The 14,476-nt window shown below is 73.0% G+C and carries 14 protein-coding genes; 11 read left to right on the forward strand and 3 right to left on the reverse strand.

Going from position 1 to position 14,476, the window contains the following annotated elements; genetic code table 11:
- Nucleotides 1-77 precede the first annotated feature (77 nt).
- The 7 genes from ACQ1X7_RS11305 to ACQ1X7_RS11335 all read left to right on the forward strand — a co-directional run bounded on the left by ACQ1X7_RS11305 (nucleotide 78) and on the right by ACQ1X7_RS11335 (nucleotide 7,416).
- Nucleotides 78-443, forward strand: coding sequence for a hypothetical protein (locus ACQ1X7_RS11305; RefSeq protein ID WP_432478290.1), 366 nt, complete (start codon nucleotides 78-80; stop codon nucleotides 441-443).
- 95 nt (nucleotides 444-538) lie between these two features.
- A complete protein-coding gene (locus ACQ1X7_RS11310) occupies nucleotides 539-1,579 on the forward strand; it encodes a cupin domain-containing protein (protein ID WP_432478291.1) in 1,041 nt (346 codons plus the stop codon).
- A 7-nt stretch (nucleotides 1,580-1,586) separates the two neighbouring features.
- A complete protein-coding gene (locus tag ACQ1X7_RS11315) occupies nucleotides 1,587-2,495 on the forward strand; it encodes a sucrase ferredoxin (RefSeq protein ID WP_432478292.1) in 909 nt (302 codons plus the stop codon).
- A 10-nt stretch (nucleotides 2,496-2,505) separates the two neighbouring features.
- Nucleotides 2,506-3,975, forward strand: a complete 1,470-nt coding sequence (locus tag ACQ1X7_RS11320) for a S10 family peptidase (RefSeq protein WP_432478293.1) — start codon at nucleotides 2,506-2,508, stop codon at nucleotides 3,973-3,975.
- A 50-nt stretch (nucleotides 3,976-4,025) separates the two neighbouring features.
- A complete protein-coding gene (locus tag ACQ1X7_RS11325) occupies nucleotides 4,026-5,435 on the forward strand; it encodes a cytochrome P450 (RefSeq protein ID WP_432478294.1) in 1,410 nt (469 codons plus the stop codon).
- A gap of 42 nt (nucleotides 5,436-5,477) precedes the next feature.
- A complete protein-coding gene (locus ACQ1X7_RS11330; RefSeq protein WP_432478295.1) occupies nucleotides 5,478-6,773 on the forward strand; it encodes an MFS transporter in 1,296 nt (431 codons plus the stop codon).
- A gap of 46 nt (nucleotides 6,774-6,819) precedes the next feature.
- A complete protein-coding gene (locus ACQ1X7_RS11335) occupies nucleotides 6,820-7,416 on the forward strand; it encodes a hypothetical protein (RefSeq protein WP_432478296.1) in 597 nt (198 codons plus the stop codon).
- Here ACQ1X7_RS11335 and ACQ1X7_RS11340 read toward each other — a convergent pair.
- The 3 genes from ACQ1X7_RS11340 to ACQ1X7_RS11350 are packed head-to-tail and all read right to left on the reverse strand — an operon-like array spanning nucleotide 7,400 to nucleotide 10,001.
- Complete coding sequence (locus ACQ1X7_RS11340; protein ID WP_432478297.1) at nucleotides 7,400-8,620, reverse strand: MFS transporter; 1,221 nt, start codon at nucleotides 8,618-8,620, stop codon at nucleotides 7,400-7,402. The two genes, ACQ1X7_RS11335 and ACQ1X7_RS11340, sit on opposite strands and share 17 nt — an antisense overlap.
- Nucleotides 8,621-8,675: 55 nt before the next feature.
- A complete protein-coding gene (locus ACQ1X7_RS11345) occupies nucleotides 8,676-9,530 on the reverse strand; it encodes an aldo/keto reductase (RefSeq protein WP_432478298.1) in 855 nt (284 codons plus the stop codon).
- A gap of 42 nt (nucleotides 9,531-9,572) precedes the next feature.
- Nucleotides 9,573-10,001: a hypothetical protein gene (locus tag ACQ1X7_RS11350; RefSeq protein WP_432478299.1), complete on the reverse strand. Its 429-nt coding sequence runs from the start codon at nucleotides 9,999-10,001 to the stop codon at nucleotides 9,573-9,575.
- Nucleotides 10,002-10,280: 279 nt separating this feature from the next.
- On the opposite strand from ACQ1X7_RS11350, the gene dnaK reads away from it, so the two are divergent.
- The 4 genes from dnaK to ACQ1X7_RS11370 are packed head-to-tail and all read left to right on the forward strand — an operon-like array spanning nucleotide 10,281 to nucleotide 14,453.
- Nucleotides 10,281-12,158: a molecular chaperone DnaK gene (dnaK, locus tag ACQ1X7_RS11355; protein WP_432478300.1), complete on the forward strand. Its 1,878-nt coding sequence runs from the start codon at nucleotides 10,281-10,283 to the stop codon at nucleotides 12,156-12,158.
- Entirely contained in the window at nucleotides 12,155-12,802 is a 648-nt protein-coding gene (gene grpE, locus ACQ1X7_RS11360; RefSeq protein ID WP_432478301.1) for a nucleotide exchange factor GrpE, read from the forward strand. The genes dnaK and grpE overlap by 4 nt, the downstream gene beginning before the upstream one ends.
- Before the next feature lie 35 nt (nucleotides 12,803-12,837).
- On the forward strand, nucleotides 12,838-14,019 hold the full coding sequence (gene dnaJ / locus ACQ1X7_RS11365; RefSeq protein ID WP_432478302.1) for a molecular chaperone DnaJ: 1,182 nt from the start codon (nucleotides 12,838-12,840) through the stop codon (nucleotides 14,017-14,019).
- Between the two features lie 26 nt (nucleotides 14,020-14,045).
- On the forward strand, nucleotides 14,046-14,453 hold the full coding sequence (locus ACQ1X7_RS11370; RefSeq protein ID WP_432478303.1) for a heat shock protein transcriptional repressor HspR: 408 nt from the start codon (nucleotides 14,046-14,048) through the stop codon (nucleotides 14,451-14,453).
- Nucleotides 14,454-14,476 lie beyond the last annotated feature (23 nt).

Consider the following 14,476-nt stretch of genomic DNA (forward strand, 5'->3'; position numbering starts at 1 on the left):
GGGTGACACGCGGTAGGGGCCGGGCGCTAGGTTGCGAGCAGGGGCGGGACCTGCCGCCCGCGAGCCAGGAGGACCAGATGTCGAACAGCACCGAGGAACCCCAGGACGCACCCCTCTCCGACGACGAGATGACCACCGGCGCGGCGCCGCAGGCCTCCTCGATGCCCTCCGACGCCGACGGCACCGACGGTGACGCCGACGGCACCGACGGGGACAGCAGCGACGCCTCGGACGGTGACGCCGACGGCACCGACGGTGACGCCGACGGTACCGACGGGGACAGCAGCGACGCCTCCGACGGCGACGCCGACGGCACCGACGGTGACGCGGACGGCACCGACGGTGACGCGGACGGCACCGACGGTGACGCGGACGGCACGGACGGTGACAGCAGCGACGCCTCCGACGGCGACGCCGACGGCACGGACGGTGCCGCACTCTGAACGCGCTCGACCTCCTCAGCGGTGACGCCCAGACCTTCCTCGCGAAGGTCTGGGCGACCCGCGTCCACCTCCACCACACCGAGCCCTCCCGGCTGGTGGGGCTGCTGTCGCTCGACGACGTCGACCACCTGCTGACCGAGACCGCGATCCGGACGCCGTCGGTACGGCTCGCCCGCGACGGCTCGGTGCTGCCCGAGTCGCGCTACACCCGCAGTGGTGCGTCGCTCGCCGGCAAGCCGCTGACCGGGCTGGTCGACAGCCGTCGGCTGCTCCGCGAGTTCGACGACGGCGCCACCGTGGTCCTGCAGGGCCTCCACCGCTCCTGGCCGCCGCTGCGTGACCTGGTGGCCCAGCTCGAGCTCGACCTCGGGCACCCGTGCCAGGCCAACGCCTACCTCACCCCGCCCGGTGCGCAGGGGTTCGCCGTCCACTCCGACACCCACGACGTCTTCGTGTTCCAGACCCACGGGCACAAGCAGTGGGAGGTCCACACCGAGGGTCGGGTGGACGACATCGTGCTCGAGCCGGGGCTCTCGCTGTACCTCCCGACCGGCACGCCCCACGCGGCCCGTGCCCAGGACGTCGCCTCGCTGCACGTCACGCTCGGCATCAACCAGCTCACCTGGCGCCGCGTCGTCGAGCGCACCGTGCTCGACCTGCTCGACGACGTGCCCGACACCCACGTGCCCGCCGGCTGGCTCGACGACCCCGACCAGCTGGCCGAGGGGCTCCGCGACCACCTCGCGCGCGTCGCCGACGACGTACGCCGCCTCGACGCGGGCGCGGTCGCCCGACAGCGGGCCGAGCGGTTCCTCACCAGTCGCGGCACCCGGCTCTCGGGCGGGCTCCGTGACACGCTCGCGGTCCGCGACCTCACCGACACCACCCCGCTGGCCCGCCGGCCCGGCCACCCCTGCGTGCTGGTCGATGCCGAGGGCGCCGAGGGCCCGGTGCTGCGGGTGCTGCTCGGCGACCGCCACCTCGACGTCCCGCCCCGGCTCCGCCCGGCCCTCGAGGCGGTGCAGCGGCAGGACCGGCTCACTCCGGCCGACCTCGCCGACCACCTCGACCCCGAGAGCCGGCTCGTGCTCTGCCGCAGGCTGGTGCGGGAGGGACTGCTCCGGGTGCTCGCGTGATCATGCGATGAGCGAGACCTTCCGCTGCTCGACCGCGGGCGACCTCCGGGGCGACGAGCTGGCCGGGACCGCCTCGACGGTGCGGGCCTTCCTCCTGGTCGAGAACCCCGGCCCCTGGGGCCTCGACGCGCTGCGCGACAACCGGCTCCCGCCTGACGTCAAGAGCGGCCTCGCCGCCGCCGCCCGGGCGGCCCGGGTCCGGGTCAACCTCGTCCGCAAGCACCACCGCCCGGCCCCGCGCACCGGGTTCCGGGTGTACGCCGCCTGGGCCGGTCCCGCCGCTCCCTGGCTCGAGACGGCCGTCCTCGACTCCGCCGAGCAGCTGCTCGACCTCGACCTCGCCGGCTTGGGCGCCGGCCGCTCGCCCGGCCTGGAGCCCACCGCCGAGCAGCTGCTCTGCGTGTGCACCCACGGCCGGCACGACGCCTGCTGCGCCGAGCGCGGCCGCCCGGTCGCGGCGGCCCTCGCCGCCGCCCACCCCGACGAGGCGTGGGAGATCTCCCACATCGGGGGCGACCGGTTCGCCGGCAACGCGCTCTTCCTCCCGCACGGGCTCTACTACGGCCGGCTGGACGCGGTCACCGCCGTGGCGGTGGCCGGCAGCCACCTCACCGGTCACCTCGACCTCGACCACCTGCGCGGCCGGTCGTCCTACGCGACCCCGGTGCAGGCGGCCGAGGTCGCGCTCCGACGGCGGCTGGGCGAGACCCGGCTCGACGCCCTGCGCCTGCTCGGACAGCGGCGCGACGGTGACACCCGCGAGGTGTCCTTCGACGTCGGCGGCACGGCGTGGCAGGTCACGGTGCGCACGGTCCCGGGCGACGAGCGCCACCGGCTCACCTGCCGGGCGCTGCGCGACAACCCGGTCCCGGGGCACGACGTGCTCACGGTGAGCCGGGCCGGCGCCACGTCCTAGAGTCGCCCGCATGGACGACCAGCCCGACGCCGGGAGGCCCGCGCCGACCCCGGACACGAAGCCCGAGCCGATCGACCAGCTGGTCGAGACCCATCACTCGCTGGTCGGGCCCGGGCACGACCTGGCCTACACGGCCCGTACGGGGCGCGTCGTGCTCCGCGAGGAGGCCTACGAGGACGACGTCTTCACCGGCTGGAAGCCACGCGCCGAGATGGCGGTCACCGCCTACACCCTCAACGACGCCGACGTCGCCGAGCGTCCGGTGTGCTTCGTGTTCAACGGCGGACCCGGGTCGGCGTCGGTGTGGTTGCACCTCGGCCTGCTCGGTCCCCGGCGGGTCGACATGGGTGACGTGGGCGACCTCGCGCCCCCGCCGTACGGGCTGGTCGACAACGCCGAGACGCTGCTGCACGAGGCCGACCTGGTCTTCATCGACCCGATGTCGACCGGCCACACCCGGGCGGTCGAGGGCGGCAAGGCCAAGGAGTTCCACGGGTTCGGCAAGGACGTCGAACAGGTGGCCGAGCTCGTCCGGCTCTGGTGCACGCGCGAGGACCGCTGGATGTCGCCCAAGTACCTCATCGGCGAGTCCTACGGCACCGTACGGGCGGTCGCCGTGGCGGAGCGGCTCTGGAGCACGCACATGATGGCCTTCAACGGCCTGGTCCTCGTCTCCAGCGTGCTCGACTTCGGCTCCCAGGACTTCAGCTACCACCGCTCCGACGAGGCGTGCCAGAACTTCCTCCCGACGTACGCCGCGATCGCGCACTACCACGGTCGGCACGAGGGCCGGACGCTCGAGGAGGTGGTGGCGGAGGCCGAGGCGTTCGCGGGCGACCGCTACCGCTGGGCCCTCGGTCGCGGGTCACGGCTCGACCCCGAGGAGCGGCAGGAGGTCGTCGCGACCGTCGCCCGCCTCGCCGGGCTGTCCGAGGACTACGTCGACCGCGCGGACCTGCGGGTCGAGCACGTCCGGTTCTGCACCGAGCTGCTGCGCGACCGGGGGCTGGCGCTCGGCCGGATCGACGGCCGGTTCACCGGCCCGCTGCACTTCGGCAACGCCGAGAAGTGGGACGCCGACCCGTCGATGGACGCGATCGTCGGTCCCTATGCCGCGGCGATACACCACTACCTGCGATCGGAGCTGCGCAGCGACCTCGACCTGCCCTACGAGGTCTTCGCCAACCAGGTGAAGAAGTGGTCCTACCAGGAGTTCGAGGGCCGCCCCATCAACGTCTCCGACAAGCTCGAGCGGCTGATGCGGGCCAACCCCCACCTGCGGGTCCGGGTCGAGTACGGCTACTACGACCTCGCCACGCCGTTCGCGGCCGCGGCCGACACGGTGGCCCACCTGCGGCTCACGCCCGAGCAGCGGGCACGGGTCGAGCACGACTGGTTCGAGACCGGCCACATGCCCTACCTGCACGAGGAGTCCCGGGTCCGGGAGGCCGCCGGGATCGCCGCCTTCGTCCGCGGCTGACCGCTCGCGGGAGGGGTTGCAGCCTCTTCACATACTCGTAGTATGTCCAGATGGCGCTGGACGAGCAGGTGGACGGGCGGGTCAGCGAGCTGGCCGGTCGGATGACCGAACGACGGTTCGCCCGGATGCGGCCGTTCGGGGGTGACAGCCCGCCGCCGGTCGACGAGTCGGGCCTCCCACCGGGGCCGCGCTGGCCGCTGATCCTGCAGAGCGCCGCCCTGCTCCGGTTCCGCCACCAGTTCGTCCCGTGGGCGCACCGGAGGTACGGCGACGTGTTCACCGTCCGGATCCTCCCGAAGGGCCGGCCGCTGGTGCTGTTCACGCGGCCGGAGCACGCCAAGGAGATCTTCGCCGGCGACCCCGAGGTGTTCCACGCCGGCAAGGGCAACGCCATCCTCGGGCCGATCATGGGCGAGCACTCGCTGCTGCTCCAGGACTCCGTCGAGCACAAGCGGGCCCGCAAGCTGCTGATGCCGGCGTTCAACGGGCAGGCGCTGCGCGCCTACACCGGCCTGGTCACCGAGGTCGCGCGGGCCGAGGTGGCGACCTGGACCGACGGCGAGACGTTCCGCTCGCTGGACCGGATGAACCGCCTCACGCTCGAGGTCATCCTCCGCGTGGTCTTCGGCGTCACCGACGAGGCCCGGCTGGCCGCGCTGCGACCCCGCGTCAACCGGACCGTCGACGTCGGGCCGAGCGTGCTGCTCGGCTGGGGCTACCCGTTCCTCCAGCGGTTCGGGCGGTGGAGGAGGACGGTCGACAACGCCTACGAGCTCGACCGGCTGATGCTGGCCGAGATCCGCGAGCGGCGGGAGGCACCCGACCTCGGCGAGCGCACCGACGTGCTCTCCCAGCTGATCACGATCGAGGATCGTGGCGACGCCCAGGTCGACCGGCTGGGCGACGAGGAGCTGCGCGACCAGCTGGTGACGCTGCTGCTCGCCGGCCACGAGACCACGGCGTCCGCCCTCGCCTGGACCCTGGTCGAGCTGGGCCAGGACCCGGCCCAGCTGGAGCGCGCGAGGTCGGCCGCGCGCGACGGCGACGACGCCTGGCTGGAGGCGCTGCTCAAGGAGTCGATGCGGCTGCACCCGGTGATCCCGATGGTGGTGCGCACCCTCCAGCGCCCGGCCACGATCGGCGGCGTAGACCTGCCGGCCGGCGTCACCGTCGGGCCCTCGATCCTGATCGCCCACAGCCGCCCCGACAACCACCCGGACCCCGAGGTGTTCCGGCCCGAGCGGTTCCTCGGCCAGAACCCGCCCACCAACACCTGGATCCCCTTCGGCGGCGGGGTGCGGCGGTGCATCGGGGCCGGCTTCTCGCTGATGGAGGGCGTCGCCGTGCTGCGGGAGGTGTTGACGTCGTACGGCGTGGAGACCGTGCAGCGCGACGTCCCCAAGGTCCGCAACATCACCAGCGTCCCGCGCCACGGAGCCCGGGTGCGCGTCACGCGCTGATCCCGATGCGCGCCGGCGGATCCGGTGCCACCATCGGGAACCGTGACCTGGGGGGACCGGCTGCGCGCCGTGCGGATGGACGTCTCGCCGCTGCGCGACTCCCGCGACTTCCGGCTGCTCTTCGCCGCCGGGACCGTCTTCTACCTCGGCGGCATGGTCTCCTACGTCGCCATCCCCTTCCAGGTCTACCGGCTGACCGGCTCCAACCTCGCGGTCGGCGCGATCGGCATCGCGGAGCTGGTGCCGATCGTGGTGTTCGGGCTCTGGGGCGGGGCGCTGGCCGACCACGTGGACCGGCGTCGGCTGCTCGTCGGCTGCGGGGTGGCCCAGGTGCTGCTGACGGCCGTGCTGGCCGGGAACGCCTTCCGGGACCGGCCGAGCCTGCCGGTCGTCTTCGGGGTCGCCGTGCTGCTCGCGGCCGCCTCGGCGCTGCAGCGGCCCAGCCGCGAGGCGTTGATGCCGCGCACGGTCCGGATCGACCAGATCACCGCGGCCAACGCGCTGACCGGGTTCGGGATGCAGCTCGGGGTGCTGGTCGGGCCGATGGTCGGCGGCCTGCTGATCGCGTACGTCGGCATCGGCTGGTGCTTCGTGGTCGACGTGGTGGGGCTGGTCGTGGCCACCCTGCTGTACGTCGCGATGCGGCCCTACCCGCACCGCGAGGTGACGACGCCGCCCAGCCTGCGGGCGATCCGCGCCAGCATCGGCTACGCCGTCCGCCGGCGCGACCTGCTCGGCACCTACCTGGTCGACATCGCCGCCGTGTTGCTCGCGATGCCGATCGTGGTGTTCCCGGCGCTGGCCGAGCAGGTCTTCGCGCGGTCGGAGCTGCTCGGCCTGCTCTACTCCGCCGAGACGGTCGGCGCGATGCTGGCGACCGCCACCAGCGGCTGGACCAGCCGGGTGCACCACCACGGCCGGGCGATCGTGCTGGCCGCAGCTGCGTACGGCGCCGCGATCGCGGTCGCCGGGCTGATGCCGGACATCTGGCTGGTGGCGCTCTTCCTGATGCTCTCCGGGGTGGCCGACATGATCTCGGGGATCTTCCGGATGACCGTATGGAACCAGACGATCCCCGAGGCGATGCGCGGCCGGCTGGCCGGCATCGAGATGCTGTCCTACTCGGTCGGTCCGCTCGCGGGTCAGGTCCGGGCGGGCGTGGTGGCCGACGTCTGGTCGGTCCGCGGTTCGCTGGTCAGTGGGGGCGTCGCGTGCGTCCTGGGGGTCGCCGCGACCGCGGTGGCGCTGCGTGACTTCTGGGGGTACGACGCCCGCACCGACGAGCACGCCGTGGCCGAGCGGGAGGTACGCCGGGCGGCAGGGGAGGCGGTCGACTGACGGTCCCCGTTTGGGCTGGTGGGCGCCGTCCGTGACAATGGGCCGCGTGACGGACCGACTCGGACGCGAGGAGCGCGACGACCACCCCGTGGCCTTCGGCCTGCTGGCGCTGATCGGCGTCGCCGTCGTCGTCGGCATCGTCGCGGGTGTGGTCGCTCTGGCGGGTGCCCGGGTGGCCGGGCTCGACAGCAACGGCGGCCCCACCGGCGGCAGCGAGGAGCAGGCGTCGCTCTTCCTGCCGAAGCCGGAGTCCACCCGTCCCGACGACGGACCGCTGATCACGCTCGACCCCGGTCGGTCGTCGCCCGAGGAGAAGGACCAGCCGTCGGACCAGAAGTCCGCGTCGGACAAGAAGTCCGACAAGCCCGACAAGGGCATCACCCTCCAGGCGGCGGCGCCGTCGGTGAGCCCGATGGACAACATCGACCTCACCGGCGTCTACCCCGGCGGCGAGGGCGCCATCCTCCAGGTGCAGCGGTTCGAGGGCGGCGCCTGGCGCGACTTCCCCGTGACCGTCTCGGTGAGCGACGAGACGTACACGACGTACGTCCAGACCGGGCAGACGGGCGTCAACCGGTTCCGCGTCGTCGACACCGACACCGGCAAGGCCTCCAACGAGGTCAAGGTCACGATCCGCGGCTGAGCGGCGTCGCCCGCCGCCGGTCCCGGTCCAGCCGGACCGTCCAGTAGCCCACCCACGCGGTGCCGGCCAGCGCCAGCACGCCCACCAGGACCGACGCGGTGGCCAGGGGAGCGGCGGCCGCGACGGCGCTCACCAGCAGCGGCCCGCCCGACACCCCCAGGTCGCCGCACAGGCGCCACCCGCCGAGGTACTGCGAGCGTCCGCGCAGGGGGGCGGTGTCGGCGCCGATGGTCATCACGATCCCCGACCCGAGGCCGTTGCCGAGCGCGATCAGCACCATCACGGCCGCCACGCCGACGACGCCCGTGGTCAGTGGCAGCAGGAGGCAGGCGACCGCCACCGAGAGCACCACCGGCACGGCGACGACCGCCCGGCCGTAGCGGTCCATCACCCAGCCGCCCGGGTAGAACATCAGCATGTCGACCGCCGCGGCGAGGGCGAAGACCAGCGAGGTGGTGGAGGCCGAGAGGCCGACCTGCTCGGCCCACAGCGGCAGCAGCACGTTGCGGACCGAGCGGGAGGCGCCGAGGACGACCACGGCAAGGCCGAGGGTGAGGTAGGTCCGCCGGTGCCGGAGCAGCACCGACCGCACCGACGCGTGCCCGGCCGCCTGCTCGCGGGCCCGACCCTCGGCCCCGAGGTCGGGCATCAGCCGCGCCATCGCGGCCGCCACCAGGGCCAGGGCCGAGGCCAGCCAGAAGACGCCGGGCAGCCCCGCGACGCGGATCACGCCGGCGCCGATGAGCGGACCGACGAACACCCCGATCCGGAACGAGCCGCCCATGGCCGACAGCGCCCGGGCGCGGAACCCCTCGGGCACGGCGTCGATCATGAAGCCCTGCCGCGAGATCAGGAAGAGCGTGTACGCCGACCCGCTGACCGCGACGGCCACCGCCAGCCCGGCGACCGACCCGGTGAGTGCGCCCGCGGCCATCGCGGCCGCGTCGAGCAGGCCCGCGAGCAGCAGCGCCGTACGCTCCCCGACCCGCGCGACCGCGGCGCCGGCGGGCAGGGAGGTGAGGAGCATGCCGACGCCGAGCATCGCCACGACGAGCGCCGCGGTCCCGACGTCGGCGCCGAGCTCGCGCGCCCGCAGCGCCGCCACCGGCATCACGGCGCCGTGGCCGACCGACACCACGAGCGTCGGCCCGTAGGCCACCAGCGCGATGTCGCGCAGCCTGAACCGCTCGGAGGTGGGGGGCACCGGCGTCATCCCCGCGCCTCGCCTGACGGCGCCGTGACCCGAGGCGTCACGTGGCTCAGTCGGGGATCCTGTCGAAGGTGTCCGGGTGCGGACCGCATCGGCCGTCCTCGCCCCGGTCGAGCCCGTCGAGCGCGGCCATCTGCTGGTCGCTGAGCTCGACCTCCAGCGCGCCGAGGTTCTCGCGCATCCGCTCGGCCCGCACCGATTTGGGGAACACGATGTCACCGCGCTGCAGGTGCCAGCGGAGGGTCACCTGGGACGGTGTCGCGCCGACCTCGTCGGCCACCCGGACGACGGTCGGGTCGTCGAGCACGGCACCCCGCGCGATCGGCGACCACGCCTCCGTCGCGATCTCGTAGCCGGCGTTGGCCGCCCGCACCGTCTCGTTGCGGAAGTAGGGGTGCACCTCGACCTGGTTGACGACCGGCACGACGCCGGTCTCCTGCACGATCCGGTCGAGGTGGTCGGGCTGGAAGTTGGAGACCCCGACCGAGGTGGCGCGTCCCTCCTTGGCGAGCTCGGCGAGGGTCTGCCAGGTCGAGACGAAGTCACCGTCGTAGCGGGTCGGCAGCGGCCAGTGGATCAGGAACAGGTCGATCCGGTCGAGCCGCAGCCGCTCCAGGGTCTCCTCGAAGCTGCGGCGGGCGTCGTCGGGGCGGTGGGAGGCGTTGCTGAGCTTGGAGGTCACGTAGACCTCCTCGCGCGGCAGCCCGGCCGCCGCGAGCGCCTCGCCGACGCCGGCCTCGTTGCCGTACATCTGCGCGGTGTCGATGTGCCGGTATCCGGCCTCGAGGGCCTCCGACACGGCACGAGCGGTGTCGGCGGGCGGCACCTGGAAGACGCCGAACCCGAGCTGGGGGATGGTGGTCTGGTCGTGGAGGGTGATCGTCGGAACGGTCGCACCAGTCATACCGGGTGCATCACGACACGCCGGGCGAGTATTCCCGACCGGTCAGCCGCAGCGGGCGATCTGGCCGGGGCGCAGCACGGTCTGCTGGAGGGCGGTGCCCACCCCCGAGCCCCGGTCGCCAGCCTCCTGCCAGAGGTGGACCCGGACGCCGGCCCGGTGGCGGGTCCGCACCCAGCCGCGCGCGAGTCCCCGGTCGTCGAGCCACCCGGAGGACCAGTGCTGGCGGCGGTCGCCCCGCACGTGGATCGCCACACCGGCGCGCGCGTCCTCGGTACGGGCCGGCTTGCGGGCGCGGGTCTGGAAGGTCCAGCCCGCACCGCCGAGCCGTGGCTCCTTGCACACCCGGTGGTCGATCGTCGTGCTCGCCTCGGTCCAGCGGGCCTGCGCAGGCGCGCCGGCGAGGAGGACGCCCGCCACCGCTGTCGCGAGCGCGAGCAGCACGGCACCCAGCCGTGATCGCACGTACCCCATGTCGAACCCCCCTGACAGGCACTACCCGTCGCGCCGGACGGCCCCCACGGCCGTCGCTGTCATGGTACGGCCTCCCCGGGGCGGTGGCGAGGCCCGGCACCGGGGTGTGTCCGTGCTGTGGATGGGACGGGTCCCTCGGACACGGGCCCCGGGAACAAGCAGCCACCATCCCTTCGTTACGCTGGCACACATAAGTTGAGCCAGCAGGACTCAACTCCCGCGAACACCAGTCGACAGGACCCGGAACCGGGTCCTGCAGCATCGGAAGGACGAACAACCATGGCTCGTGCGGTCGGTATCGACCTCGGGACGACGAACTCCGTCGTCGCCGTCCTCGAAGGTGGCGAACCCACCGTCATCGCGAACGCGGAGGGCGCCCGGACCACCCCGTCGGTGGTGGCCTTCGCCAAGTCCGGCGAGGTGCTCGTCGGCGAGGTGGCCAAGCGCCAGGCGGTCACCAACGTCGACCGCACCATCCGGTCGGTCAAGCGCCACATGGGCACCGACTGGGAGGTGAAGATCGACGACAAGGACTTCACCGCCCAGCAGATCAGCGCCTTCGTGCTGCAGAAGCTCAAGCGCGACGCCGAGGCCTACCTCGGCGAGACGGTCACCGACGCGGTCATCACCGTGCCGGCGTACTTCTCCGACGCGCAGCGCCAGGCCACCAAGGAGGCCGGGGAGATCGCGGGTCTCACCGTCTCCCGCATCGTCAACGAGCCGACCGCAGCCGCGCTGGCCTACGGGCTCGACAAGGGCGACGACCAGACCATCCTCGTCTTCGACCTCGGCGGCGGCACCTTCGACGTGTCGCTGCTCGAGATCGGCGAGGGCGTCGTCGAGGTCAAGGCGACCTCCGGTGACAACCACCTCGGCGGTGACGACTGGGACGCCCGGATCGTCGACTGGATGGTCGACAAGTTCAAGATGGGCAACGGCGTCGACCTGAGCAACGACAAGATCGCCAAGCAGCGGCTCCAGGAGGCCGCCGAGAAGGCGAAGATCGAGCTGTCGAGCTCCAGCGAGACCACGGTCCACCTGCCCTACATCACCCACGGCGAGTCCGGTCCGCTGCACTTCGAGGAGAAGCTGACGCGCGCCGAGTTCCAGAAGATGACCAGCGACCTGCTCGACCGGACCAAGGCACCGTTCAAGTCGGTGCTCAAGGACGCCGGCGTCGCGATCGCCGACATCCACCACGTCGTGATGGTCGGCGGCTCCACCCGGATGCCCGCGGTCACCGAGGTGGTCAAGGAGCTGCTCAACGGCAAGGAGCCCAACAAGGGCGTCAACCCCGACGAGGTCGTCGCCGTCGGCGCCGCGCTGCAGGCCGGCGTCCTCAAGGGCGAGGTCAAGGACGTGCTGCTGCTCGACGTCACCCCGCTGTCCCTCGGCATCGAGACCAAGGGCGGCGTGATGACCAACCTGATCGAGCGCAACACCACGATCCCGACCAAGCGCTCGGAGATCTTCACCACCGCCGACGACAACCAGCCGTCGGTCGAGATCAAGGTCGCCCAGGGCGAGCGCCAGATGTGGGCCCAGAACCAGCCCCTCGGCAACTTCGACCTGACCGGCCTCCCCCCGGCTCCGCGTGGCGTGCCCAAGATCGAGGTCACCTTCGACATCGACGCCAACGGCATCGTCCACGTCTCCGCCAAGGACCAGGCGTCGGGCCGCGAGCAGTCGATGACCATCTCCGGCGGCTCGGCGCTGTCCAAGGACGAGATCGACCGGATGGTCAAGGAGGCCGAGCAGTACGCCGAGGAGGACGCCCAGCGTCGCGACGCGGTCGAGACCCGCAACCTCGCCGACTCCAAGGTCTACTCGACCGAGAAGTTCCTCGAGGAGAACTCCGAGAAGATCCCCGACGACGTCCGCACCGAGGTGCAGGCCGACATCGACGCCCTCAAGAAGACCCTCGAGCAGGAGGACGCCTCCGCCGACGAGCTCCGCGCCGGTGTCACCAAGCTCGACGAGTCCAGCCAGAAGATGGGCGCGGCGATGTACGCCGCCGCGGAGGCCGAGCAGGCCGCCGCCGGAGGCACCAGCGAGGCGACCGGCGAGGCCGACGACGACGTCGTCGACGCCGAGATCGTCGACGAGGAGACCGACGAGCCCGCCTCCGGTGAAGGCTCGGAGGGTGAGAACAAGTGACCCAGCCCGACGACGAGCGGGACGTCGTCCAGGACGGCGACTCCTTCGAGAAGGGCGCAGAGCGCCCTCCTCGGGAACCGGCCGCCGAGCCTGCCGACGAGGCAGCGCCGGAGGGTGCGGCCCCCGGGCCGCACTCCTTCGGCGCCGCCGCCGGCGAGGTGGCAGGCGACACCGAGGTCGAGGGTGACGACCTGGCCGCCGCCGACGAGGTGGCGGTCGCGCAGATGGAGGCGGCCGAGCGGCTCGCCGACCTGCAGCGGCTCCAGGCCGAGTTCGTCAACTACAAGCGGCGGGTCGAGCGGGATCGGGAGAAGCTGGCCGAGAACGCCCGCTACCAGGTGCTGGTGCCGATCATCGACGTCCTCGACACCGTCGACCGGGCGCGCGAGCACGGCGACCTCGACGAGGGCTTCCAGGCCGTGGCCGAGCAGCTCGAGCGGGTCGTCACCGGCCTCGGGCTGACCAAGTTCGGCGCGCCCGGCGAGCCCTTCGACCCGAACCTCCACGAGGCCCTCTCCCACATCGGGGAGGATCCGGAGGTGGAGGTCACGACGTGCAAGGTCGTCGCCAAGGCGGGCTACCGGATCGGCGAGCGGGTCGTGCGGGCCGCGCAGGTGCTGGTGGTCGACCCGGTCGCCGGGTGACGGGCCAGCCTGACCAGGAGTGAGGGGGTGAGCGGGTGAGCGCGGACGAGGGCGTACGCGCTGACTGGGCGACCAAGGACTTCTACCAGGTCCTCGGCGTCGCCAAGGACGCGGGCGCGGCCGAGATCAAGAAGGCCTACCGGACCCTGGCGCGCCAGAACCACCCCGACTCCAACCCCGGCGACTCCCCTGAGAGCAGAGCCAAGCACGCCAGGTTCAAGGAGGTCGCCGAGGCCTACGACGTCGTGGGCGACCCCGACAAGCGGAAGAAGTACGACGAGCTGCGCGCGGCGTACTCCTCCGGCGGATTCGGCTTCCCGCAGGGCGGCACCGGCGGCTTCGACGTCAGCGACCTCTTCGGCGACCGGGTCCGGGCCGGGGGTGGTGGCGGCCTGGGCGACATGTTCGGCGACCTGTTCGGCAGCCGCGCCCGGACCACCACGACGCAGCCGCGGCCCCGCCGCGGCAGCGACGTCGAGACCAGCGCCACGATCGGGTTCACCGACGCCCTCGAGGGCGTCACCATCTCGCTGCGGCTCACCTCGGACTCGCCGTGCCCCGCCTGCTCCGGCACCGGCGGCAAGCCCGGCACCCGGCCCCACATCTGCACTGAGTGCGAGGGTGCCGGCTTCGTCGTCGCCTCGACGGGCGGCGGGTTCACGATGAACGAGACCTGCCCCGCCTGCGGCGGCCGGCAGCTCGTCTACGACGAGCCGTGCCCCACCTGCCACGGCTCCGGTCGCGGGATGTCGGCGCGCACCATCCAGGCCCGGATCCCGGCCGGCGTCAAGGACGGTCAGAGGATCCGGCTCAAGGGCAAGGGCGGCGCCGGCGAGAACGGCGGGCCCGCGGGCGACCTGTTCGTGAGCGTCAAGGTGCGGCCGCACCGCGTGTTCGGCCGCGCGGGCGACAACCTCACGCTCACGGTCCCGGTCTCCTTCGACGAGGCCGCGCTCGGGGCCGAGGTGAAGGTCCCGACCCTCGCCGGGTCGTCGGTCACCCTCAAGCTGCCGCCGGGCACCCCCAACGGCCGCACCTTCCGGATCCGCGGCAAGGGCGCCCGCCGCAAGGACGGCACGGTCGGTGACCTGCTGGCCACCGTCGAGGTGCAGGTGCCGGCGGTGCTCGACCAGGCGACCCGCGAGGCCGTCGAGGCCTACCGCGCCGCCCACGGCGGGCAGACCTTGCGCGCCGGCCTCTTCGAGGCCGGCACATGACGACCGGTCCCGGGGAGGAGACGCTCGTGCAGCCTCCCGCCCCCGAGGTCGCGGTGTACGTCATCTCCGTCGCCGCGGAGCTCTCGGGCCTGCACCCGCAGACGCTGCGGGCCTACGAGCGGATGGGCCTGATCACGCCCGGCCGCACGGGAGGCGGCGGCCGGCGCTACTCCCACCGCGACATCGAGAGGCTGCGCTCCATCGCAGCACTCACCTCCGCCGGCGTCGGCGTCGAGGGGGTCCGGCGGCTGCTGGACCTCGAGAACCAGATCGAGGCGCTGCAGCACCGCAACGCCGAGCTGGTCGCCGAGCTCGAGGCGACCCGCGAGGCGCTGCGGATGTCCCTGCGGACCCGACCCCCCGCCGACCGGCTCCCGGTCCTCCGGCCGCCCGACCCCGGCCAGTCCGTGGTCGTCTGGCGGCGCGGCTTCTGAGGCCGACCGCACCCGGGGTCCAG

Source organism: Nocardioides sp. GXQ0305, from assembly GCF_050880345.1.
GTDB lineage: Bacteria > Actinomycetota > Actinomycetes > Propionibacteriales > Nocardioidaceae > Nocardioides.